We start from the raw sequence: 20,394 nt of genomic DNA, 5'->3' as shown, positions 1-20,394 counted from the left end.
TTTAAGCGTCTTTAACAGTTATTTCTTCAACTCCAGTTTCAATAAGCAACTGTTTTACAGATTCTACATCTTCAGTTACAAATTCCATCATGAATTTATCATCAGTAGTTCTCGGGTCTGGGTTCTGAGCTGGAGCTCCCGGATACATTTTGTTTCTAACCAAGAAAGTTAAAGACATCATGTGAGCAGCACAGAATACCATTAATTCGAACATTGGAACTACGAATGCCGGCATGTTGTGTGCCCAGTCGAAAGCTGGTTTACCACCGATATTCTGCGGCCAGTCATGATTCATCACATACCAAGTTACAGTAGCACCGATAGTAACACCGTAAAGAGCATATAAGAATGCGGCATCAGAAATTCTTGTTTTCTTTAACCCTAAAGCCTTGTCTAGTCCGTGAACCGGAAACGGAGTATATACTTCGTTTATCGCGATTCCTTTATCGTTGAATGCTTTAACGCCGTTCATTAAATCGTCGTCGTCAGCATAAAGTCCGTATACAATTTTAGTGGTGCTCATCTCCTTCTTTTGCTTTATAAGTTTCACCTGAGATTTTCAAAATCGATTTTAATTCAGCCTGTGCAATTACAGGGAATGTTCTTGCGTACAATAAGAATAATACAGAGAAGAATCCGATAGTTCCTAAATATACACCCACATCAATGATCGTTGGCTTAAACATTGTCCATGATCCTGGTAAGTAGTCTCTTGAAAGGTTGATAACGATGATATCAAAACGCTCAAACCACATACCGATGTTAATGATTAATGCAACAATGAATGTCCAGATAATGTTCGTTCTAAGTCTTTTGAACCAGAAAGAAGCAGGAACCACAAGGTTACAGATGATCAATGACCAGAATGCCCACCAGTAAGGTCCTACAGCAGCACCTGGAGAAAGATATGTGAAATCTTCAAATCTAGATCCTGAGTACCATCCGATGAAATATTCAGTAGCATAAGCTACAGTTACCATACCCCCTGTAAGAACGATTACGATGTTCATAATTTCAATATGATACATTGTAATATATTCTTCTAAGTGACACACTTTTCTTGCAATTAACAATAGTGTCTGTACCATTGCAAATCCTGAGAAGATCGCCCCAGCAACGAAGTAAGGAGGATAGATTGTTGAGTGCCATCCTTTAATAACTGAAGTTGCGAAGTCAAAAGATACGGTTGTGTGTACTGAGAATACAAGTGGAGTAGCCAAACCTGCAAGAACCAAAGAAAGTTCTTCGAATCTTTGCCAGTGTTTTGCTTTACCACCCCAACCGAATGCAAGGAATGTATAAATTTTCTTAGTCCAAGGAGTTTTAGCTCTATCTCTGATCATTGCAAAGTCAGGGATAAGTCCCATGAACCAGAATACAGTTGATACTGAGAAATACGTCGAGATCGCAAATACGTCCCAAAGTAGAGGAGAGTTAAAGTTCCCCCAAAGAGAACCGAACTGGTTTGGTAAAGGGAATACCCAGTATCCAACCCAAACTCTACCCATGTGGATTACAGGGAAGATTGCTGCCTGTACAACCGCAAAGATCGTCATCGCCTCTGCAGATCTGTTTACAGACATTCTCCATCTCTGTCTAAATAATAATAATACTGCGGAGATTAGGGTCCCGGCGTGACCGATACCTACCCACCATACGAAGTTGGTAATATCCCAACCCCAGTTAATAGTTCTGTTAAGCCCCCATGCTCCAATACCTGTCCCGATAGTGTAAGCGATACAGCCGAATCCATAGAGGAATAGAACTAGTGCAGCATATAATGAGATCCACCATAATTTACCTGCTCTTTCTTCGATAGGTCGTGCGATATCTTCTGTAATATCGTGATAAGTTTTGTGACCAATAATTAGAGGTTCCCTTATCGGAGCTTCGTAATGTCCTGACATTTTTTACCTATTTATTATTTAAACTTTATTTTTCTACTCTGTTTCTTACTTTAGTATGATAGAACACGTTTGGTTTTGTTCCGATCTCCTCTAGTAAATAATATCTTCTGTTAGAGGCATATACCTTTCTAATAGAAGAATCTTTATCATTCATGTCTCCAAATGTCATTGCTCCAGTAGAACAAGCTTTAGAACAAGCAGTCTGGAATTCTCCATCCTTCACTCTTCTTCCCTCTTTCTTAGCCTCAAGAATAGTATTCTGAGTCATTTGGATACACATTGAACATTTCTCCATTACCCCTCTAGTTCTTACAACTACGTCTGGGTTAAGTACCATTCTTCCTAAATCATTGTTCATGTTGAAATCGAACTTTTCATTTAGGTTATAAGTAAACCAGTTGAAACGTCTTACTTTGTACGGACAGTTGTTTGCACAATATCTTGTACCGATACATCTGTTGTAAGCCATATGGTTTTGACCTTGCTTACCGTGTGAAGTAGCCGCTACCGGACATACCGTTTCACATGGAGCGTGGTTACAGTGCTGACACATTACAGGTTGGAAGATTACATCCGGATTATCTGCAGGGTGGTTTAATGCACCTCCGTCTCCGAAAGCAGTACCGTACAATTCTGGTACAGCCATTCCTTCTTTCAATCCTTCGTATACTTCTACTTTTTGTCTTGAAGAATAGTAACGGTCAATTCTTAACCAATACATATCTCTAGACATTCTTACCTCTTCTTTACCTACTACAGGAACGTTGTTCTCAGCCTGGCAAGCAATAATACATGCTCCACAACCTGTACAAGAGTTCAAGTCAATAGATAAGTTGAAGTGAGGACCATCAGTATCATCAAATGCATCCCAAAGGTCAATTTTTCTTGCTGGAAGAGCTCCACTGATTGTGTGGTATTCCAAAGGCTTGTTCCATCCTTTGTGCTCGTCATCAAATGGTACGTTGATGAATTCAGCTAAAGGAACTTCCTTCGCGATTTCGTAACGACCCATTAATGTATTTTGAAGCTGGATACCTGCGAATTCGTGATCTTCTCCTGTCTTCTCGATTTTAACTCCGGAAAGAACAAGGTTTGAACCATCGAATAAAGGATAAGCATTTACCCCTGTATCAGCAGTTGCTCCTGAGTTTTTCTTACCATAACCAAGCGCAAGACCTACTGATCCTTCTGCTTGACCTGGCTGTACGAATACAGGAACATCTTTTATTGTAACTCCGTTTACCGTAAGGTTTACGATAGAACCATCTAACTGCATTCTCGCGTTAAGGTCGTTATCGATCGCAAACTTTTCTGCATCTTTTGGAGAAATTGTCAAGTAGTTATCCCAAGACATTCTAGTGATTGGATCAGGTAACTCTTGTAACCAAGGGTTGTTTGCCTGAGTTCCGTCTCCCATTGAAGTCGTAGTGTATAATACTAATTCTAATTCGGAAGCTTTGAAGTTTCCTAATTCAGCAACAGCCTGAGCCGCGTTTCCACCAACGTAAGATAATGTTGTTGAATTGGTAGAAGCATTGATCCCGTTATATAATGCTTTGTTGAAAGAAGTACCACCTAAAAGAGAAGCAGAGCTTGCCTTTAAATAATCGTAGTAGTTGTTTGCTGCATTATTTTTACCATTTTTCCAAACCAATAGAGATTCTTCAATCTGTCTTGATTTGTAGATCTTCTGGATCGTTGGCTGCATTAATGAATATACTCCTGTCTGTGGTTCGATATCTCCCCAAGACTCTAACCAGTTAGCAACCGGAATTACAGCTTTCGCTGCTTTGTACATTTCATTTTTCTTATCAGCAACAGCAATTACATAAGGAACTTTTGATAAAGACTTTTTGAAGTCTTCTCCTTTTGGATGAGCATAGATAGGATCTACATTGTTGGTAACTAATACACCAACTTGTCCACCATTTACCCAACCTAGGAATTCCTGATATCTTGCACCGTTGAATTCTTTTAGGAAGTTTGCTTTACCAGTGAAAGCTACTGAACCTAATTTTTGGTTGATTAAGTGTGCTAAAACCTGTGCTCCTTTAGAACCGTCAGCAAAAACAACAGCTTTGCTTCCTTTTGCTTTCAATTCGTTTGCAATTTCAGTAGCAGTCTTATCAGAAGTACCACCACCTACGATTGCGTTATAAACTTCAACTAATGTTTTGTTTACTGCACTTGGCTTTAATCTGTATCTTGAGTCAGCGTTAGCACCCGTTAATGACATGTTAGATTCCACTTGGATGTGTCTCAACATGGTTGCACTTGGTTTTCTAGCTGCTGCATAAGAAGACTCTAAGCTGGATGCATTATAATCTCCTAAGAAATCAGCCTGGAAAGAAACTACCAATTCAGAACCATTAAGGTCATAAACAGGTAATGCTCTTTGTCCGAATACTTCCTGAGCAGCATCTAGTCCTGCAGCATAAGGATATGCATCGAAGGTTACCAGTTCAGCTGTAGGATATTTAGCTTTGAATTCAGCGAATAGCTTTTTGAAAGTTGGCGAAGCAAAAGAGTGTGATAAAACCACAATCTTTTTGCCTGACGCTTTAGCTTCTTCTAAACCTTTGATCACAAAACTGTCTACTTTATCGAAAGTTTCGTCTTTACCGTCTAGTTTAGGCTGTTTTACTTTATCGTTATCATAAAGAGAAAGTACACTTGCCTGAGCTCTTGCATTAGTTTTACCTAAATCACCACCAGCCGGGTTTGGTTCAATTTTAATGGGTCTACCTTCTCTAGTTTTTACTAAAACACTAGCGAAATCGAAACCATCAAAATATGTTGAAGCGTAATAGTTAGGGATTCCCGGAATAATATCATGCGGCTTTACCACATAAGGAATCGTTTTGATTACCGGAGCTTCGCAGGCAGCTAATGTTACTGCTGCTGTAGAGAATCCTAGTAATTTAAGGAAATCTCTTCTTGAAGTACTTGATCCGTTTGTCTCAGCATCTCCAAGGAAATCTTCTACCGGAATTTCTTCCTGAAACTCTTTCTGAGCCAGCTTATTATTCAAAGCTGGATCTTTAAGTTCATGAATACTTCTGAATTGTATTTTGTTTGAAGCCATTTATACTTCTAATTTTTTAGTTATTAATAATGACATTTACCACACTCAAGACCTCCAATTGCATCTACAGTGATCTTACCTCCATCTTGTGGATATTGTTTTTTCAACTTGTCATGTAGATTTTTGAAGTACTCTTTATTATAACCGTTGTTCATATCAACTTCAGTCGTTCTGTGGCACTCGATACACCATCCCATAGTAAAGTCGTTAGCCATCTGAACAACATTCATTGTGTCAATTTTACCGTGACAAGCTTTACATACAACATCAATTTTGTTGTTAGGATTCTTTTTGTTGAAAGAATTGATGATCGCTTGTTCTCCAGCAATTACGTGCTGAGAGTGGTTGAAGTAAACGAAATCTGGCATGTTGTGGATTCTTGTCCATTCAACCGGCTGTGTTTTTCCTGTGTACTGTTGTTTTGCAGGATCCCAACCTGTTGCAGCGTAGATCTTCTGGATTTCTCCGTCATAGAATGCCTTGTCTTTTCCTGGCTCCATGTAGTGATCTGCGTTGTATTCAGAAATTGTTCTGTGACAGTTCATACAAACGTTCATAGAAGGGATCTCAGATACTTTTCCGTATTTAGCACTAGAGTGACATAACTGACAGTCAATTTTCTGTTCTCCAGCGTGGATTTTGTGAGAGAAGTAGATAGGCTGCTCAGGTTTGTACCCTTTGTAAACCCCGATCCACATTAACCAGTTCCATACTCCGTAAGCGGCTAAAATAGCAAGAATTGCCAATAACCCTTTACCAATGAAGTGGAACTTCTCATACATTTCGCTGAAAGAACGAACTCTTGTTTCATTAAGTCCTGCTAATTCTTCGGATTGACCTAAAGTTACCAATTGTCTTAGTTTAACCAAGATCCAAACCAGTAAACCTGCAATCGCTAAAAGTGAAATGATGACAACGTTTGTTGTAGTTTTGTCTGCAGGTGCTGCCGCAGTAGCGTCAGTTGCAGGAGTTGCTTCCGGCTTTTTCTCCTCCGGAGCGGGAGGATTAGTTGTGAAAGCTAAAATGTCGTCAATATCCTTATCTGTAAGATTTGGAAAGACCTGCATTTCAGTCTTGTTAAACTTTTCAAAAATCTCATTGGCGTATTTATCCCCAGAAGCTCTTAGAGCTTTGTTGTCTTTGATCCACTTGTGAAGCCAATCTTTGTCTACACCACCTTCTGTCTTTACACGTTCTACAACCCCTTTTAATGGTGGTCCTACAACTTGTTTGTCCAGCGCGTGACATGCAGTACAATTCGCTTTGAAAAGTTTCTCTCCGTTTTTAGGATCGCCGTCTTGCCCGTAAAATGAAGCACTGGTTGATAGCAATAAGCCTATTGCGATCAACGTTTTTTTATAATGCTTTCTCCAACTAATCATTTAAATTATCTTATGTTAGTAAATTATTGAACATTCAATCAATTCCGCAAAAATAATATTTTTAACAGGAATTTAACGGTATATCGAAAAGGGAAAATATCATTTACGTTTAATTTGTATTGATTCTAAATAACCAGTTTGGTATAGTTTTTTAATTTGTATAAATTTGCGGAAACAAGTTTAAATGAGAAATCTAATCAAAATATTTTCGATATTATCATTATTTGGATTTTATAATATTGAAGCACAGCAGGTTGTTAAAAAAGATACCCTATCGGGAACGGAGCTTGTCATAACGATGGATTCTAAAATTAACGCTGCTTTGGAAGGAGTTGAAAGTAAATGTGCGAAAGTTGCCCCTACAAATTCCTCTAAAGATTTTAGCAACAATGATAGTGGAATTTCTACGGGAATCAATACAAAACCTCCTAAGATCTTTGTGCCGAGCAGAGAACTTACCAATGCGGAGATTTGTAGAAAAAATCCTAGAATTTTAGGCTTCAAAATTCAGATTACAACGGTGAAAAGTAATGAAGAGGCTAATGAGGTGAAGTCGTATTTCAGAAAAAGATTCCCTAATCTGAAAGTGGAAACGGATGCGTCTTTAAGACCTAATTACAAAATTTTAGCCGGAAGTTATTTCACAAAACAAAGTGCTGCCGGTGATCTTTCCAGAATCAGAGAATACTTTAAGTCTGCTGTAGCAGTACAGTATAGAATTTTCTGTGCGGAGGCAAAATAGGAGTAGTTTATTTCAAAATAAAAACAGAAAGCTGAGAAATTTTTCTCAGCTTTTTTTATCGGTAATAGTTTTCCATAAACCAGAAAAATTCAGTCATTCTGAATATATTATTAACCAGCAGATAGGCAAATAATATCACCAGGGTGAATGTTAAAAATGCCATGATTTTCGGAGAGGATCTGTAGGCAAAAAAGAGCCATCCTAAAAGAAGAGGGTAGACAAAAACAAAATGTCCTCCATAGATATAGGAAGTGTGAAGCCCAAACCTCATCACACAGTGGATCATGATGTCAACCAGAAACGAAATAGCGATTACCTGAACCCATTTATTCTTAAAATTTTTAATATAACTCCAACTTATCAGTATCAATAATAAGGCTATGAAAAGATACGGAAAAGGTGATGAATAGAGGTCCATATAAAGTCCTTTGAAATTAAATCCTTTCATATTATGTTTGTCAGACATAATAAATCCCGGGAAAAGAATATTACCTCCGAAAAAGAAGGAAAGAATCATGTCCCATGTCGGCATGGATTCTACATTGGAGAACTTTTCATATTGTTGGTTTGTTTTTGAAAAGATATTCTGGTATTTAAAATCAATTCTGTTCAAATAAAGAAGCACAAAGCAGATCACTGAAACGATTACCCTGAATGCTGCATTTCCGAATTTTTTCCAGCTTCTGAAAAGATCTTTCTCAAAAAGAAGAGGAATGAAAACTTTTACAAAGTTGGTAATCGTAAGTCCTCCGATGGTTATCCCTGCAAGTGATAATGCTGCAGCAGGAGTTTTTTCTTCTTCCCTTAATTTTATAGCTGCATAGTGATTGTATAGTGAGAGTAAAAATAGGGTATAGGTGAAATTCTCTGGAGTAAATGACAAAATAATATTGGTTGAAAAAGCTCCAAAGAACAGAATGATTACAATGCTTAGCCATAAAGGAAGGCTAATGATGTTCTTTAAATATTTGAAAACCTGAATAATATTCAATGTGATGATCAGGTTGCTGAGCCATGCCAGGGTGAGCCTGAAATTGGCATCCATTTTTCCTCCGGAAATAAATAATGAAAATTCTCTTACCCAATTAAAAAAATAGTAGGATAATGGGTGTCTTTCAAAGCTTCCTCCTGTCATCAGGATCGATTTATTATCAAAACTGAAGTAAGCATCCCACGGAATTCTGCTGTCAAAAATAATCCGGTAATGAAGAGCGATATAAGATCCCAGAATTCCGTAACAGATCATGAAAAACAGGAATACTGCCATTTCTGTATAAGTGGAAGGGAAAACCAATTTAAAAAAATTGATGATTTTTGTTTTGATATAAGACACGTGTCAAATTTTTTGCAAAAGTAAAATAAAAAAACCACCAAAATTGGTGGTTCTAAAAGTTTGTATAAAGGTTCTTATTGTTTGATTACTTTTTCTGTTTTGGAAGTTCCATCCAAGAAGTCTACTTTTAACAGATAGATTCCTTTTGGAAGTGAAGAAATATCCAATCTCTCAGAATTGTTGTTAAGCAGAGATTTTCCACTTGCATCAAATACTGTAGCAGATTTGATTTTTTTGTCTGTTTTTATATTGATTTCTCCTCTCGTTGGGTTTGGATAGATATCCGTAATACCTTTTACTTTAGCATTGTTTTCCTGAGTTGCTAATGTAGCACTTGCTAAAACCTGTACATCATCTATTGAAAGACTGTCTGCATCATTGGCTACATAATGAAATCTTACTTTAACATTTGCCTGTCCTGCATATGAAGACAAGCTCACAGTAATTGCCAGAGTTTCATAATCAACAAATAATCCATAGTTTTCTTCCACCCATACCTGAGTCCATGTAGTACCTCCATCTGTGGAAACTTCTACTTTTAGGTCTCCGTTAGGATTAGGATCAACCATGTATTCGTATCCTATTTTAGCGTTGAACTTAAGTACGGGACTTGTTGTTCCTACTAAACTGAAAGAAGGACTTGTTAAATGAGCATCTTGTGCCTGAGCAATCCATCCGATCCCTGCAGATTTCCCTCCCGTGATATTAAATGTAGCCTGTCCGGTTGCATTAAATATGGTTGTGGTAAATCCCCAAGGTCTTGAAGCCACATTTGTTCCGGTTGTCCATCCTGTTGGAGGAAATGTCGTGCCCTGAAAAGTCTCTGTGAGAATCTGTGCATTCCCAAGTATAGAAGAGACTAGGAAAATGAATAGTAATTTTGTTTTCATTTGGTTTACGTTTAAAGTTGTCAGTAAATGTAATAAAAAAATGAAAATAATTACACGTTTTTTGATTTTTTATAAAAATTTATTAATTACGAACTGCATGAAAGAGTGGAACATCCGGCTGTGTCATCATATCCGGCTGGTCTTTTGGCCGAGAACTCGGGGTATATTTCCTGATATGGATTTTCTAGGGCTCTGGTCAGTTTTTCAAACATTTCTTTTTTGCCGTTACTGATTTCTTCAATACACTCATAAAGAAGATAATTTCGGAGAATAAATTTTGGATTTGCTTTTTTCATCATCTCTAAAGAGGCTTCTCCCGAAATTGAGTTTAAAGCGATTCTTGCTTCATAGCTTTTGATGAAATTATTGAGTTTTTCCTGTTTTTCTTCATTCAACATAATATAAGAGACTTCTTTAAAATGTTCTGATATATTGGTGTTCTGGGTTATTTTTTCCAGTTGATTGAAAAATAGGGTGTAATCCAGCTGAAGTTCCTGCATAAGACTTTGCCAGTTAGTGAAAAATTCTTCATCCTCTTTTTGAAGCTGATCAAAACCGAATTTTTTACAAAGCATGTGGTCATGAGCTTTCCAGAAGTAAGTGCCGAAATTATTTAAAGTGTCTTCTAAAAATTTTTCATCTTTGATTAACGGGTGAAGGGCATTCGCAAGCTGCCAAAGATTCCATTGTGCGATCTGTCCCTGTTTTCCGAATGCATATCTTCTTCCCGGAAGATCTGTCGTATTGGGGGTGAAATTCAAATCATATTCATCCATCATAGAATAGGGGCCATAATCAATCGTTAATCCGAGAACTGACATATTATCTGTGTTCATCACTCCGTGTACAAAACCTACTCTGAACCATTCAACGATTAAGTTGGCAGTCCGGATACAGATATTTTCAAAAAAGTCTCTGTATTTCTTGCTGTCAGTTGCTGTAATTTCCGGGTAATAGTTTTCAATGGTAAAGTCGGCAAGCTCCTGAAGGCTGTTGTACTCTCTTTGAGCAGACATCAGTTCAAAATGGCCGAAACGTAAAAAACTTTCAGCAGTTCTGATAACCACGGCTCCTTTTTCTAACGCTGGATTTCCGTTATACATGATATCGCGCATTACCTCTTCTCCGGTAAAAGCAAGACTCAATGCTCTTGTGGTGGGAACACCCAAGTGATACATCGCCTCACTCATAAGGTATTCACGTACAGAAGACCTTAATACAGCTCTTCCGTCGGCATGTCTTGAGTAAGGAGTGGCACCAGCGCCTTTCCATTGGATTTCTGTCTTTTTTCCTGTCTCACTGATAATCTCACCAGCAAGGATGGCTCTTCCATCTCCCAGCTGCCCGGCCCAGTTTCCAAATTGGTGTCCTGCATAAGCTGTGGCATAGGTTTGAACGTTTTCCGGAAGATTATTTCCAACCAGAAAATCCAGATCTTTATCATTATATTTTCCTAAGCCTATTTCCTCTGATAAAACTTCATTAAAAGCAATCAGTTCTGGTTTGTCAAAGCCGGCAGGTTTAATGATGGCAAATAAAACCTTAGGGGTATTTCTCTGCATGGAATTGTTGGAAAAATCACCAGGAAAATTTTCAATAAATGGCTGTCTGATACGTTCGATTTTCATCCTTCAAAGGTATTAATTATAAAAGAAAAGACCTTCCAAATTATTGAAAGGTCTTGTGTATTTCTAAAAGAGAATTTATTTATTGAAATCTACTTCATCATTGGAATGAAGGTTTTCATTGATGTTATCTTCTTTCTTTTCTGTTGTTTTTTTAGGAGTAGGATCTGCAGGCCTTGGGTTTTTAATTTCGTCAATGGTTTGAAGGCTTCCGTCATCTCCATACCCTCCACTTAATCCTTTAAGGTTTGAACATCCGTCTTTCCAGTCTGAAGGTTTGACAAACTTATCATCAGGACTAACTTTCAGACTCTTATCTGCCCATACTTTCTTCATGAAAATTGCCCAGATCGGTAATGCCATTTTCGCACCCTGACCTTCACCGGTTCCAAAGAAGTGGGTTGCTCTGTCTTCCCATCCAACCCATGCTCCGGTGGCTAGTTTTGGAGTGATTCCCATAAACCATCCGTCAGAGTTATTCTGAGTGGTTCCTGTTTTAGCAGCAATTTCTACTGCTTTTGAGATTCCTCTTCTTCCTAATTCTCCGGAAGCTGTTCCGTATTGTGCAACACCTTTCATTAATTCAATCATGGTGTAAGCATACATCGGGTTCATGACTTCTTTCGGTTCTACATTTACTTCTTTGATTACTCTACCGTTGGCATCTTCAATTCTCCAGATCATTTCCGGTTTATTGTGGTTACCATAGTTGGCAAAAGTACTGTAGGCACCTAACATTTCATAAATTGTAATGTCTGATGATCCTAAAGCAATTGTATTGTTTCTTGGAATATCTTCTGTTACGCCCAGATCTCTTGCCGTTTGAATTACAGCGTCTACTCCTGTCATTTCAATAAGTCTTGCCGCAACAGGGTTTTGAGAGTGTGCCAATGCATCTTTTAAAGTAAGCATTCCTCCTCTTCCCGGTACATGCCATCCGTTATGATCATAAGTTCCGTTAGAAACGGTTGAACAAGGCGTCATTCCCAGTTTCATAATAGCCGTTGCATATACGAAAGGTTTGAATGTGGATCCTACCTGTCTTTTACCCTGCTTAATGTGGTCATACTGGAAGTGCTGCCAGTCTATACCTCCAACCCAAGCTTTGATCTCTCCGGTTCCCGGAACCATAGACATCAAACCTGCCTGTGCAATCTGTTTGTGATATCTGATAGAGTCCCAAGGAGACATTTCTATCTCTTCTTCTCCGTTCCATGTGAATCGTGAAGTTTTGATAGGTTTCTTGAATTCCATCATAATAGAGTCGTCAGGCATGCCGTCAGCTTTCAACAGTTTGTATCGGCCGGTTCTTTTCATGGCCTGAACCATCACACTATTGATTTGTTTGTCATTAAGATAATAGAACGGTCTGTTCTTTCTTCCCCTCTGCTCTGCGTCAAATCTTTTCTGAAGATCCGTTAAGTGTTCCTTGATGGCTTCTTCTGCATATTTCTGCATTTTAGAATCAAGGGTAACATATATCTTTAAGCCGTCTTTGTAAAGGTTCAGCTTTTTGCCGGTTTCTTTTTCATGAGTTTCAAGATATTTATCAATTTCTTTTCTCAGATAAAACTTGTAATAGGCCGAATAGTCATCGTTAATACTTTTGATTGGATGATAATCTAATGTAATAGGTGTAGCAGCAGCTTTATCAAACGTAGCCTGATCTATATAGCCTGTTTTTAACATTTGATCCAAAACAACATCTCTTCTTGCTTTTGCTCTTTCCGGATTTCTCATCGGGTTGTTTTTTACCGGATTTTCAAGCATGGCAACAAACATTGTTGCTTCCGGCAGAGTAAGCTCAGATGTTTTCTTGTTAAAGTATATTTTGGAAGCCATTTCAATACCGTTTGCATTGTATAAAAAGTCAAACTTATTGAAATACAATGTTACAATTTCTTCTTTAGTATATCTTTTTTCAAGGCTTACAGCCACTACCCATTCTTTCAGCTTTTGAAAAACAGCTTTAATTTTATTATCTGCTCTTTTCCCTGTAAAAAGTAATTTTGCCAGCTGCTGGGTTATGGTAGATCCTCCACCTCGTCCACCCCCAAAAACTACAGCTCTGGCAACAGACTGAAGATCAATTCCGGAGTGTTCTTTGAAACGCTCATCTTCTTTAGCCTGAAGGGCATAAATAAGGAAAGGAGGAAGATCCTTATAAACGATAGGTTGTGTTTTCTCTTTTTCGAATTTACCCAAAGTGACTCCGTCTGAGGAAATAATCTCTGAAGCGACAAAAATGTCCGGGTTTTCAAGTTCTTTTACATCAGGCATTTCCCCAAGAAATCCTTGAGATACCGCAAAGAAAAGTCCCGAAATCCCCAGAACTACTGCAACAAGTCCGATCCAAATGAACGAGACCCATTTTCTCCAGGAGGTATCTTTCTTTTTTTTGGGAGGCAGAGGAAATGTTTTCCCCTTATTTCCTGCATTTTTTTTGTTTTCTTCCATTTATGGTTACGGTTTAGCCGTTTCTATTTTTACTCCAATATCCTCAATTCCCGGAAGGTTGTCATTTCTCATGGCCTGAGTAAGACCGATTTCATATTTTCCTTTTCCCGGAAACTGATAATTTAATTTATATTGAAACAAAGTTTCCTTCGTATCACCAAACCCTGTACCAAGCCATTCTCCATTTGGTTTCGCCAATACATAATTTAAGGTATCGGTTTCCTTTTTTTTGTTCTGGAGATTGGTGAAATTCACAATGAACCTTATGTTGCTGTAAGGATAACTGTTGTTGTTTCTTACGACAAATATAATATTTTTAGGATTCTGCGGATCTGAAATTTCAAGATTAAATTTTTGTTCACTTTTCTTATTCCATTTGTTATCAACGGAATTCATGATGACGTCTCCTCCTGAGGAAGAGTTACAGCTAAAGAAAAGGATAAGTGAAAGTAATCCTAAAATTTTATGCATTATTATCTTTTTTTGGAGGATATTTCTTTTTGAATTTCTTCTTATTTGGGTTGCTCTGCGGGTTTTTATCAGCATCAGAATTACTCACCGTTTTTTCCACAGGTCCTTTTTGCTGTGGGTGCTGCTTTTGAGGTTTGGGCTGATTCCCGGACTGAGGAGCATTTGGGTTTTCGGTTTTTTCAGATCTTTCCGGCCTTTCTGGTCTCTCCGGTCTGTTTCTTTTTTGCCCTTGCCCTTGTCCTTGCTGTGCCTGTTGGCTGTTACTCTGCTTGTTTGGAGTATTCCTGTTTCTGTTTCCTCTGTTTTTCTTCTCGAAACGATCCACATTGTTTTCCTGGATCAAATCAATAGTATGGGTAGGGGTGTCCGGCTGTTTCAAATCTTCAAGAGGAAGTGTTTTTTCTCCTCTTTTGTTTTTTGAAATCAACTTTTTAACAAGGTCAATGTCGAAATCATACCATGCAATAGAACTGTCCACGTAAGCAAACCACATTTTCTTTTTGAAAACGTCGATTTTGATACAGAATGCTTTTCCTTTCTCCGTTTCCAACGTTGTTGAAGAAGAAGGGAAGTTGCTCAAGGCATCCAGGTAACTGTCAAGTTCGTAGTTAAGGCAGCATTTTAGTTTACCGCACTGTCCTGCAAGCTTCTGAGGATTGATGCTCAGCTGCTGATATCTTGCAACGTTGGTGTTTACAGACCTGAAATCTGTAAGCCATGTAGAACAGCAAAGCTCACGCCCGCAAGATCCGATTCCACCTACTTTGGCTGCTTCCTGTCTGAAACCGATTTGTTTCATATCGATTTTAGTACGAAATGCTCCGGCATAGTCTTTAATTAACTGTCTGAAATCCACCCGGTTTTCGGCAGTGTAATAGAAGGTGATTTTTGAAGAGTCACCCTGGTATTCCACATCAGTAACTTTCATTTCAAGGCCTATTCTCTGGGCAATTTTTCTTGCTTCAAGCTTTACACCATCTTCTTTTTTTCTTGCTTCCTGCCATACCTCAAGATCTTTTTGGTTGGCCTGTCTGTATATTTTGAGTGCCGATTCTTCAGAAAACTTTTTCTTTTTCATCTGAATCTTTACTAATTCTCCCGTAAGGCTTACAACGCCTACATCGTGTCCCGGACTTGATTCTACTGTAACTACACTACCAATATGTAAAGGAATATTATTTACATTTTTATAAAACGATTTTCTGTCATTTTTAAATCTAACTTCTACAAAATCACACCTGTTTGGTGCCGGATTGTTGATGTTAGAAAGCCAGTCAAAAACACTTAATTTATAACTATTCCCGCAGGTATTTACATTTTCACAGCCATTTGCGGTTTTTTTAGGGCCGCAAGAATGTGCAGAATCGCCGGATGTTTTACATCCACAACTCATATTTACTATTATTTATAATCTGCAAATTTATGTATTTTTATCTTTATGCGATTCTAAAATACTTAAATAACCTGAATTCGGGAAAAAACATTTTCTTATTTTAGGTAAGAATGAATGTCACAGGCTGTATAAAGGCTGCTATAAGGAAATAAATGAACATAGATTTTTTTTAATTTAACATTCATTATCATTTTGCTTTCCTGTATTGTTTTTTTAGTATGCTGCGGTACAATGTTAAACATTTGTTTAAAATTAAACAATAAATGAGTTGTTGTTTTTCGGTATTCTTAAACCTTTAATAATGATTGTTTTGTCTTTTGTTTATTTCAAGGTGTTATTTTAAACATAGTTTTCTTTTAGGATAATGTTTAAAATATTGGCAAATATTAACAGACGTATTCAAAATAATTTTATATTTGGCTTATATAATAATAGTCTATGAAAAAAATATTAGTATCAACTGCTTTATTGGCGGGAGTTCTATCTTACGCAGGAGGCTTCAGAGTTTCCCTGCAAGGGGTAAAACAATTGGCAATGGCGCATACTAGTGCTCATGCCGAAGACGCGAGTGTGACATTTTTTAACCCTGCGGGTATGTCATTTATCCCTTCCAAACTGAGTGTAGTGGCAGGAGGATTTGCAGCAAGTAACAAGGTTACTTTTCAAAACTTCAATACTTTACAAAGTACAGAGACAGATAACCCTGTAGGAACTCCTTTCTATGCCGCGATTACTTATAGACCGATAGAAAAGCTTACCGTAGGTCTTAGTGTAACAACGCCTTTTGGAAGTACAATTAAGTGGCCGAATGACTGGGAAGGTAAAGAAATGGTTCAGAAATTAGAACTGAAAAGTTTCTACTTCCAACCCATGGTTTCTGTAAAACTAGCTCCATGGGTATCTTTTGGTGCCAGCTATATTTATGCAAAAGGAGTTGTAGATTGGGATAAAGCAGTAACACAATTTGGAGGGCAGGTAAATATCAATGATAAAAAAGCAAGCGGACACGGATATGGTTTCGGTTTCTACTTCAGACCTGATCCGAAATTAGATGTAAGTATTGCTTACCGTTCAGCAATAGATATGAAAGCTAAGAATGGTACGGCTACTTTCCAGTTCCCTTCTCAATCTATCTATAATCAGTTGAAACTAAATGCTGCCGGACAGGATGGGTTCTCTGCAACACTTCCGTTGGTGGAAGAATATACCATTGGTTTAACTTATAAAGTGACACCGAAATGGCAGGTTTCTGCAGACTTTAACTATCATGGATGGGAGAGATACAGCAAACTTACTTTAGATTTCGAGAATGCTCCTATTGGAAACAATCCATCGGATCCTACTATTCTTACCAATCCTAAGAATTTCAAAAACTCCAAAACTTTCAGATTGGGAACTCAGTATGCATTCACCAATATGATCTATGGACGTTTGGGAGCTTATTATGATGAAGCACCTTATACAACAGATAACTTTATTCCGGAGACACCTTCATATGATACTTATGTGGTTACCGGAGGGATAGGTATCAAGCTGAAACAATTCGGAGTGGATATTGCCGGAGGATATGCAATGCCTCAATACAGAAATGTAGATAATGCTAACTTAGGTTTCTACGGACAGTCAAAAGCAACAGCATTCTACTTAGGTCTAGGTTTATCTTATAATCCATTTTAATTTTAGAAGACTATGAAAAAAATTATAATATCGACAATTGCAGTTTCTGCACTTCTTTTTACAGTAAGCTGTAATACGGATTTCGATACGGATGTGAAAGATATCCAGGTAACAAAAGGAGATGCTGATTTTTCAAAATATATATCGTTAGGAAACTCTCTTACTTCAGGATATCGTGATGGTGCGCTGTATAGCAGTGGCCAGAATGAATCTTATCCAAGTATGATCGCTGCACAGATGAAACTTGCAGGGGGAGGAGACTTTAAACAACCTTTAATGCCTAATGACGTAGGTGGATTCAATAACCTTCCGGGATTTCCTGGAAAATTGACTCTTCAGGTTGTTAACGGATCTTTGGCTCCTGTACCGAGCGGAGCAGCAGCACCACTAGATGTGCTATCCGGAGGAGGTACTTATAACAATATGGGGGTTCCGGGTGCGAAGTCATTCCACTTAGTTGCTCCTGGATATGGAAGTCAGGCAGGTCTTCTAACCGGTACGGCTAATCCTTATTTTGTAAGATTTGCTTCTTCTGCAACAACCAGTGTATTGGCTGATGCTATGGCTCAGAAAGCTACGTTTTTCTCTCTGTGGATAGGAAATAATGATGTATTGTCCTATGCTACCAACGGAGGAACAAACTCGCAGACTGTAGGAGGGGTTACAACATATTCGGTTGCAACAGTTCAGACAGGAAATACAAATCCTGCAACTTATAAATTAAATGATATCTCTGATCCTGCGCTTTTGGCCGGATCTATTAAGGCGGTTTTAGATGGTCTTAAAAGTGTAGGAACAACAAAAGGGGTTATTGCTAATATCCCTTCTGTTACTTCAGTTCCTTTCTTTACTACGGTGCCTTATAACCCTTTGACACCAGCTCTTTTAGGTTCAAATCTGACAACTCTTAATACAAGCTTGTATGGTCCTTTAAAGCAGGCTCTTACTGCTTTTGGAGCAGGGGATAGAATTAATTTACTTTCTGCTACAGGTCCAAATCCTGTTTTAATTAAAGATGTTGCTCTGACAGATCTTTCGGCTCAGCTTACCGCTGCTTTAACTCCTTCTTTGGGGCCACTGATGGCTGCTGCTTTTGGTCAGATCTTTGGTCAGGCAAGACAGGCGACAGCAGATGATTATATTTTGCTTACGACAAGTTCTGTGATTGGAAGTACTGCAGCAGGAGTTCCTGCTCCGGTAAATATTTATGGAATTTCTTATCCATTACAAAACCAACATGTATTAACGAAAACAGAAGCTGGCTACGTAAAAACTGCAACTACTGCATATAATGCTTCCATCAAATCACTTGCTGACTCCTATGGGCTTGCATTTGTAGATGCCAATACTAAAATGGTTGAACTGAATGCACAGTCAGGAATCTTATTTGACGGAGTGAAATATACTGCGAAATTTGTAACGGGAGGAGCTTTCTCTTTAGATGGAGTTCACCTGACAGGACGCGGATACGGTATTGTTGCTAATGAATTTATCAAGTCCATCAATGCTAAATACAAGTCTACACTTCCACAGGTAGATCCGAACAAATATTCAGGAGTTAAATTCCCTTAATAATTGATAAAATAAAAACTTAGAAACCACAGGAGTAAATCTTGTGGTTTTTTTTTAAATTTGCAAAATCTTTTAAAAAGTAAAAATGGCCGATCAGTTAAGTTATCTATTTTGTACAAGAACCAGCAGGGACTTGGCAGAGAAAATTGCCCAGAATTATGGGAAAGAATTAGGAAAAATCAACTTTCAGGAGTTCAGCGACGGGGAATTTGAACCTGTTTTGGACGAATCTGTAAGAGGAGGAAGAGTTTTCCTGATTGGATCTACATTCCCTCCTGCAGACAATCTTTTAGAGCTTCTTCTAATGATTGATGCAGCGAAAAGAGCTTCTGCAAAGAGCATTACCGTAGTAATTCCTTACTTCGGACTTGCCAGACAGGACAGAAAAGACAAACCAAGAGCGCCGATCGGTGCGAAGTTAGTTGCCAACCTTCTTACAGCAGCAGGAGCAACAAGAGTAATGACAATGGATCTTCACGCAGATCAGATTCAAGGGTTCTTCGAAATCCCGGTAGATCACCTGTATGCTTCTTCTATTTTCGTAGATTATATCAGATCTCTGAATCTTGATAATCTTACCATTGCTTCTCCGGATATGGGAGGTGCGAAAAGAGCTAAAAACTATGCGGGACACTTAGGTGCTGAAGTAGTAATTGCTTATAAGGAAAGAAAAAAGGCAAACGTTGTGGAAGAAATGTTCCTTATTGGTGATGTTACAGGTAAAAACGTAATCCTTATTGATGATATGATAGACACTGCAGGTACACTTTGTAAAGCAGCAGATATCCTAATTGAAAAAGGAGCGAAAACAGTAAGAGCTATGGCAACGCACGGAGTGCTTTCAGGTAAGGCTTACGATAATATTGAGAACTCAAAACTCTTGGAAGTTATTGTAACTGACTCAATTCCTGTTAAAAATAATTTGTCATCTAAAATAAAAGTGCTATCTTGCGCCCCGTTATTTGCAGATGTTATGACCATGGTTCATGAGCATAAATCAATTAGCAGTAAGTTTGTTATTTAATTGATTTTTAGTAATTTGCAAATTAAATAAGAATAATTTTTTAAATTTATTATAAATGAAATCTATTACAATTCAAGGTACAAAAAGAGAAAACGTGGGCAAAAAGTCTACAAAAGCTTTACGTGATGCTGAATTAGTTCCTTGTGTTGTTTATGGAGGTGAAGCTCCTTTAAATTTCTCTGCTGAAGAGAAAGCTTTTAAAGGATTAGTATACACTCCTGAAGCACACACGGTATCTATTGAGGTTGACGGAAAAACAATTCCAGCTGTTCTTCAGGACATTCAGTTTCACCCAATCACTGATAAAATTCTTCACGTAGACTTCTACCAACTATCTGACGATAAGCCAGTAGTTATGGAGGTTCCTGTAAGAATTACTGGACGTTCAAAAGGTGTTGTAGCTGGTGGTGTTTTACGTCAGTCTTTCAGAAAACTAAAAGTAAAAGCTATCCCTGCTAACCTACCTGACGAAATCGTTGTAGATGTTACTCCATTAAGAATTGGTAACAAACTTTACATCGGTGGTATCAAAACAGAAGGATATTCTTTCATGCACCCGGACAATGCAGTAGTAGTTGCTGTTAAGATGTCTAGAAATGCAATGAAAGGAGGTGCAGCAGCAATGGATGATGAAGATGAAGAAGAAGTTGCAACTGAAGAAGGTGCAGCTCCAGCAGAAGAAACTGCAGCAGAATAAGAATTGCTTATTTAAACAATATAAAACCTGTCAATGTATTGGCAGGTTTTTTATTTGCATTATTTGAGGAACAGGCACTCTTCTATAAAGTTTTTGCTTTATTGACTTTCTTCACCTTGAGCTATCGAATATTTCTATC

15 protein-coding genes are annotated in these 20,394 nt (G+C 38.0%); 5 read left to right on the top strand and 10 right to left on the bottom strand.

From position 1 onward, the window contains the following. Position 1: 1 nt before the first annotated feature. The 4 genes from JOE44_RS16325 to JOE44_RS16310 are packed head-to-tail and all read right to left on the bottom strand — an operon-like array spanning position 2 to position 6,374. Positions 2-523, bottom strand: a complete 522-nt coding sequence (locus tag JOE44_RS16325) for a DUF3341 domain-containing protein (RefSeq protein WP_047376185.1) — start codon at positions 521-523, stop codon at positions 2-4. Then, entirely contained in the window at positions 510-1,907 is a 1,398-nt protein-coding gene (gene nrfD / locus JOE44_RS16320) for an NrfD/PsrC family molybdoenzyme membrane anchor subunit (protein WP_047380200.1), read from the bottom strand. Before nrfD ends, JOE44_RS16325 begins: the two co-directional genes overlap by 14 nt. 25 nt (positions 1,908-1,932) lie before the next feature. Next, a complete protein-coding gene (locus JOE44_RS16315) occupies positions 1,933-4,992 on the bottom strand; it encodes a TAT-variant-translocated molybdopterin oxidoreductase (protein ID WP_209786376.1) in 3,060 nt (1,019 codons plus the stop codon). A 23-nt stretch (positions 4,993-5,015) separates the two neighbouring features. Continuing rightward, a complete protein-coding gene (locus JOE44_RS16310; protein ID WP_105683096.1) occupies positions 5,016-6,374 on the bottom strand; it encodes a c-type cytochrome in 1,359 nt (452 codons plus the stop codon). 184 nt (positions 6,375-6,558) lie between these two features. On the opposite strand from JOE44_RS16310, the gene JOE44_RS16305 reads away from it, so the two are divergent. Then, positions 6,559-7,116 carry an SPOR domain-containing protein gene (locus JOE44_RS16305; RefSeq protein ID WP_209786375.1) on the top strand — a complete coding sequence of 186 codons (558 nt, stop codon included), beginning with the start codon at positions 6,559-6,561 and terminating at the stop codon, positions 7,114-7,116. 55 nt (positions 7,117-7,171) lie between these two features. On the opposite strand, the gene JOE44_RS16300 is transcribed toward JOE44_RS16305, so the two are convergent. From JOE44_RS16300 to ricT, 6 genes are all read right to left on the bottom strand, one after another. Then, positions 7,172-8,449 (bottom strand): DUF6080 domain-containing protein, encoded by a 1,278-nt coding sequence (locus tag JOE44_RS16300; RefSeq protein WP_348635059.1) that lies wholly within the window; start codon positions 8,447-8,449, stop codon positions 7,172-7,174. 74 nt (positions 8,450-8,523) lie between these two features. Next, the gene (locus tag JOE44_RS16295) at positions 8,524-9,339 is read right to left on the bottom strand and encodes a T9SS type A sorting domain-containing protein (protein ID WP_209786374.1); all 816 of its coding nucleotides are present in this window, start codon (positions 9,337-9,339) and stop codon (positions 8,524-8,526) included. Positions 9,340-9,425: 86 nt separating this feature from the next. After that, positions 9,426-10,967 carry a protein adenylyltransferase SelO family protein gene (locus JOE44_RS16290; RefSeq protein WP_209786373.1) on the bottom strand — a complete coding sequence of 514 codons (1,542 nt, stop codon included), beginning with the start codon at positions 10,965-10,967 and terminating at the stop codon, positions 9,426-9,428. Between the two features lie 75 nt (positions 10,968-11,042). Continuing rightward, a complete protein-coding gene (locus JOE44_RS16285; protein WP_209786372.1) occupies positions 11,043-13,421 on the bottom strand; it encodes a transglycosylase domain-containing protein in 2,379 nt (792 codons plus the stop codon). Between the two features lie 6 nt (positions 13,422-13,427). Beyond that, positions 13,428-13,892 carry a gliding motility lipoprotein GldH gene (locus JOE44_RS16280; RefSeq protein ID WP_209786371.1) on the bottom strand — a complete coding sequence of 155 codons (465 nt, stop codon included), beginning with the start codon at positions 13,890-13,892 and terminating at the stop codon, positions 13,428-13,430. Beyond that, complete coding sequence (gene ricT, locus JOE44_RS16275) at positions 13,885-15,285, bottom strand: regulatory iron-sulfur-containing complex subunit RicT (protein ID WP_209786370.1); 1,401 nt, start codon at positions 15,283-15,285, stop codon at positions 13,885-13,887. The genes JOE44_RS16280 and ricT overlap by 8 nt, the downstream gene beginning before the upstream one ends. A gap of 438 nt (positions 15,286-15,723) precedes the next feature. Here ricT and JOE44_RS16270 point away from each other — a divergent pair, with 438 nt between their 5' ends. The 4 genes from JOE44_RS16270 (at position 15,724) to JOE44_RS16255 (ending at position 20,255) form a co-directional block, all read left to right on the top strand. Further along, positions 15,724-16,962, top strand: a complete 1,239-nt coding sequence (locus JOE44_RS16270) for an outer membrane protein transport protein (protein WP_105683103.1) — start codon at positions 15,724-15,726, stop codon at positions 16,960-16,962. 12 nt (positions 16,963-16,974) lie between these two features. After that, a complete protein-coding gene (locus JOE44_RS16265) occupies positions 16,975-18,534 on the top strand; it encodes a G-D-S-L family lipolytic protein (protein WP_209786369.1) in 1,560 nt (519 codons plus the stop codon). Positions 18,535-18,619: 85 nt separating this feature from the next. Continuing rightward, complete coding sequence (locus JOE44_RS16260) at positions 18,620-19,558, top strand: ribose-phosphate pyrophosphokinase (protein WP_047380211.1); 939 nt, start codon at positions 18,620-18,622, stop codon at positions 19,556-19,558. A gap of 55 nt (positions 19,559-19,613) precedes the next feature. Further along, a complete protein-coding gene (locus tag JOE44_RS16255; protein WP_047380212.1) occupies positions 19,614-20,255 on the top strand; it encodes a 50S ribosomal protein L25/general stress protein Ctc in 642 nt (213 codons plus the stop codon). The last annotated feature ends 139 nt before the right edge of the window (positions 20,256-20,394 follow it).

It is taken from the genome of Chryseobacterium sp. PvR013 (assembly GCF_017833095.1).
GTDB classification, from domain to species: domain Bacteria; phylum Bacteroidota; class Bacteroidia; order Flavobacteriales; family Weeksellaceae; genus Chryseobacterium; species Chryseobacterium culicis_A.
The sequence above is the reverse complement of the archived record's forward strand: the minus strand, read 5'-3'. Positions and strand labels throughout refer to the sequence as shown.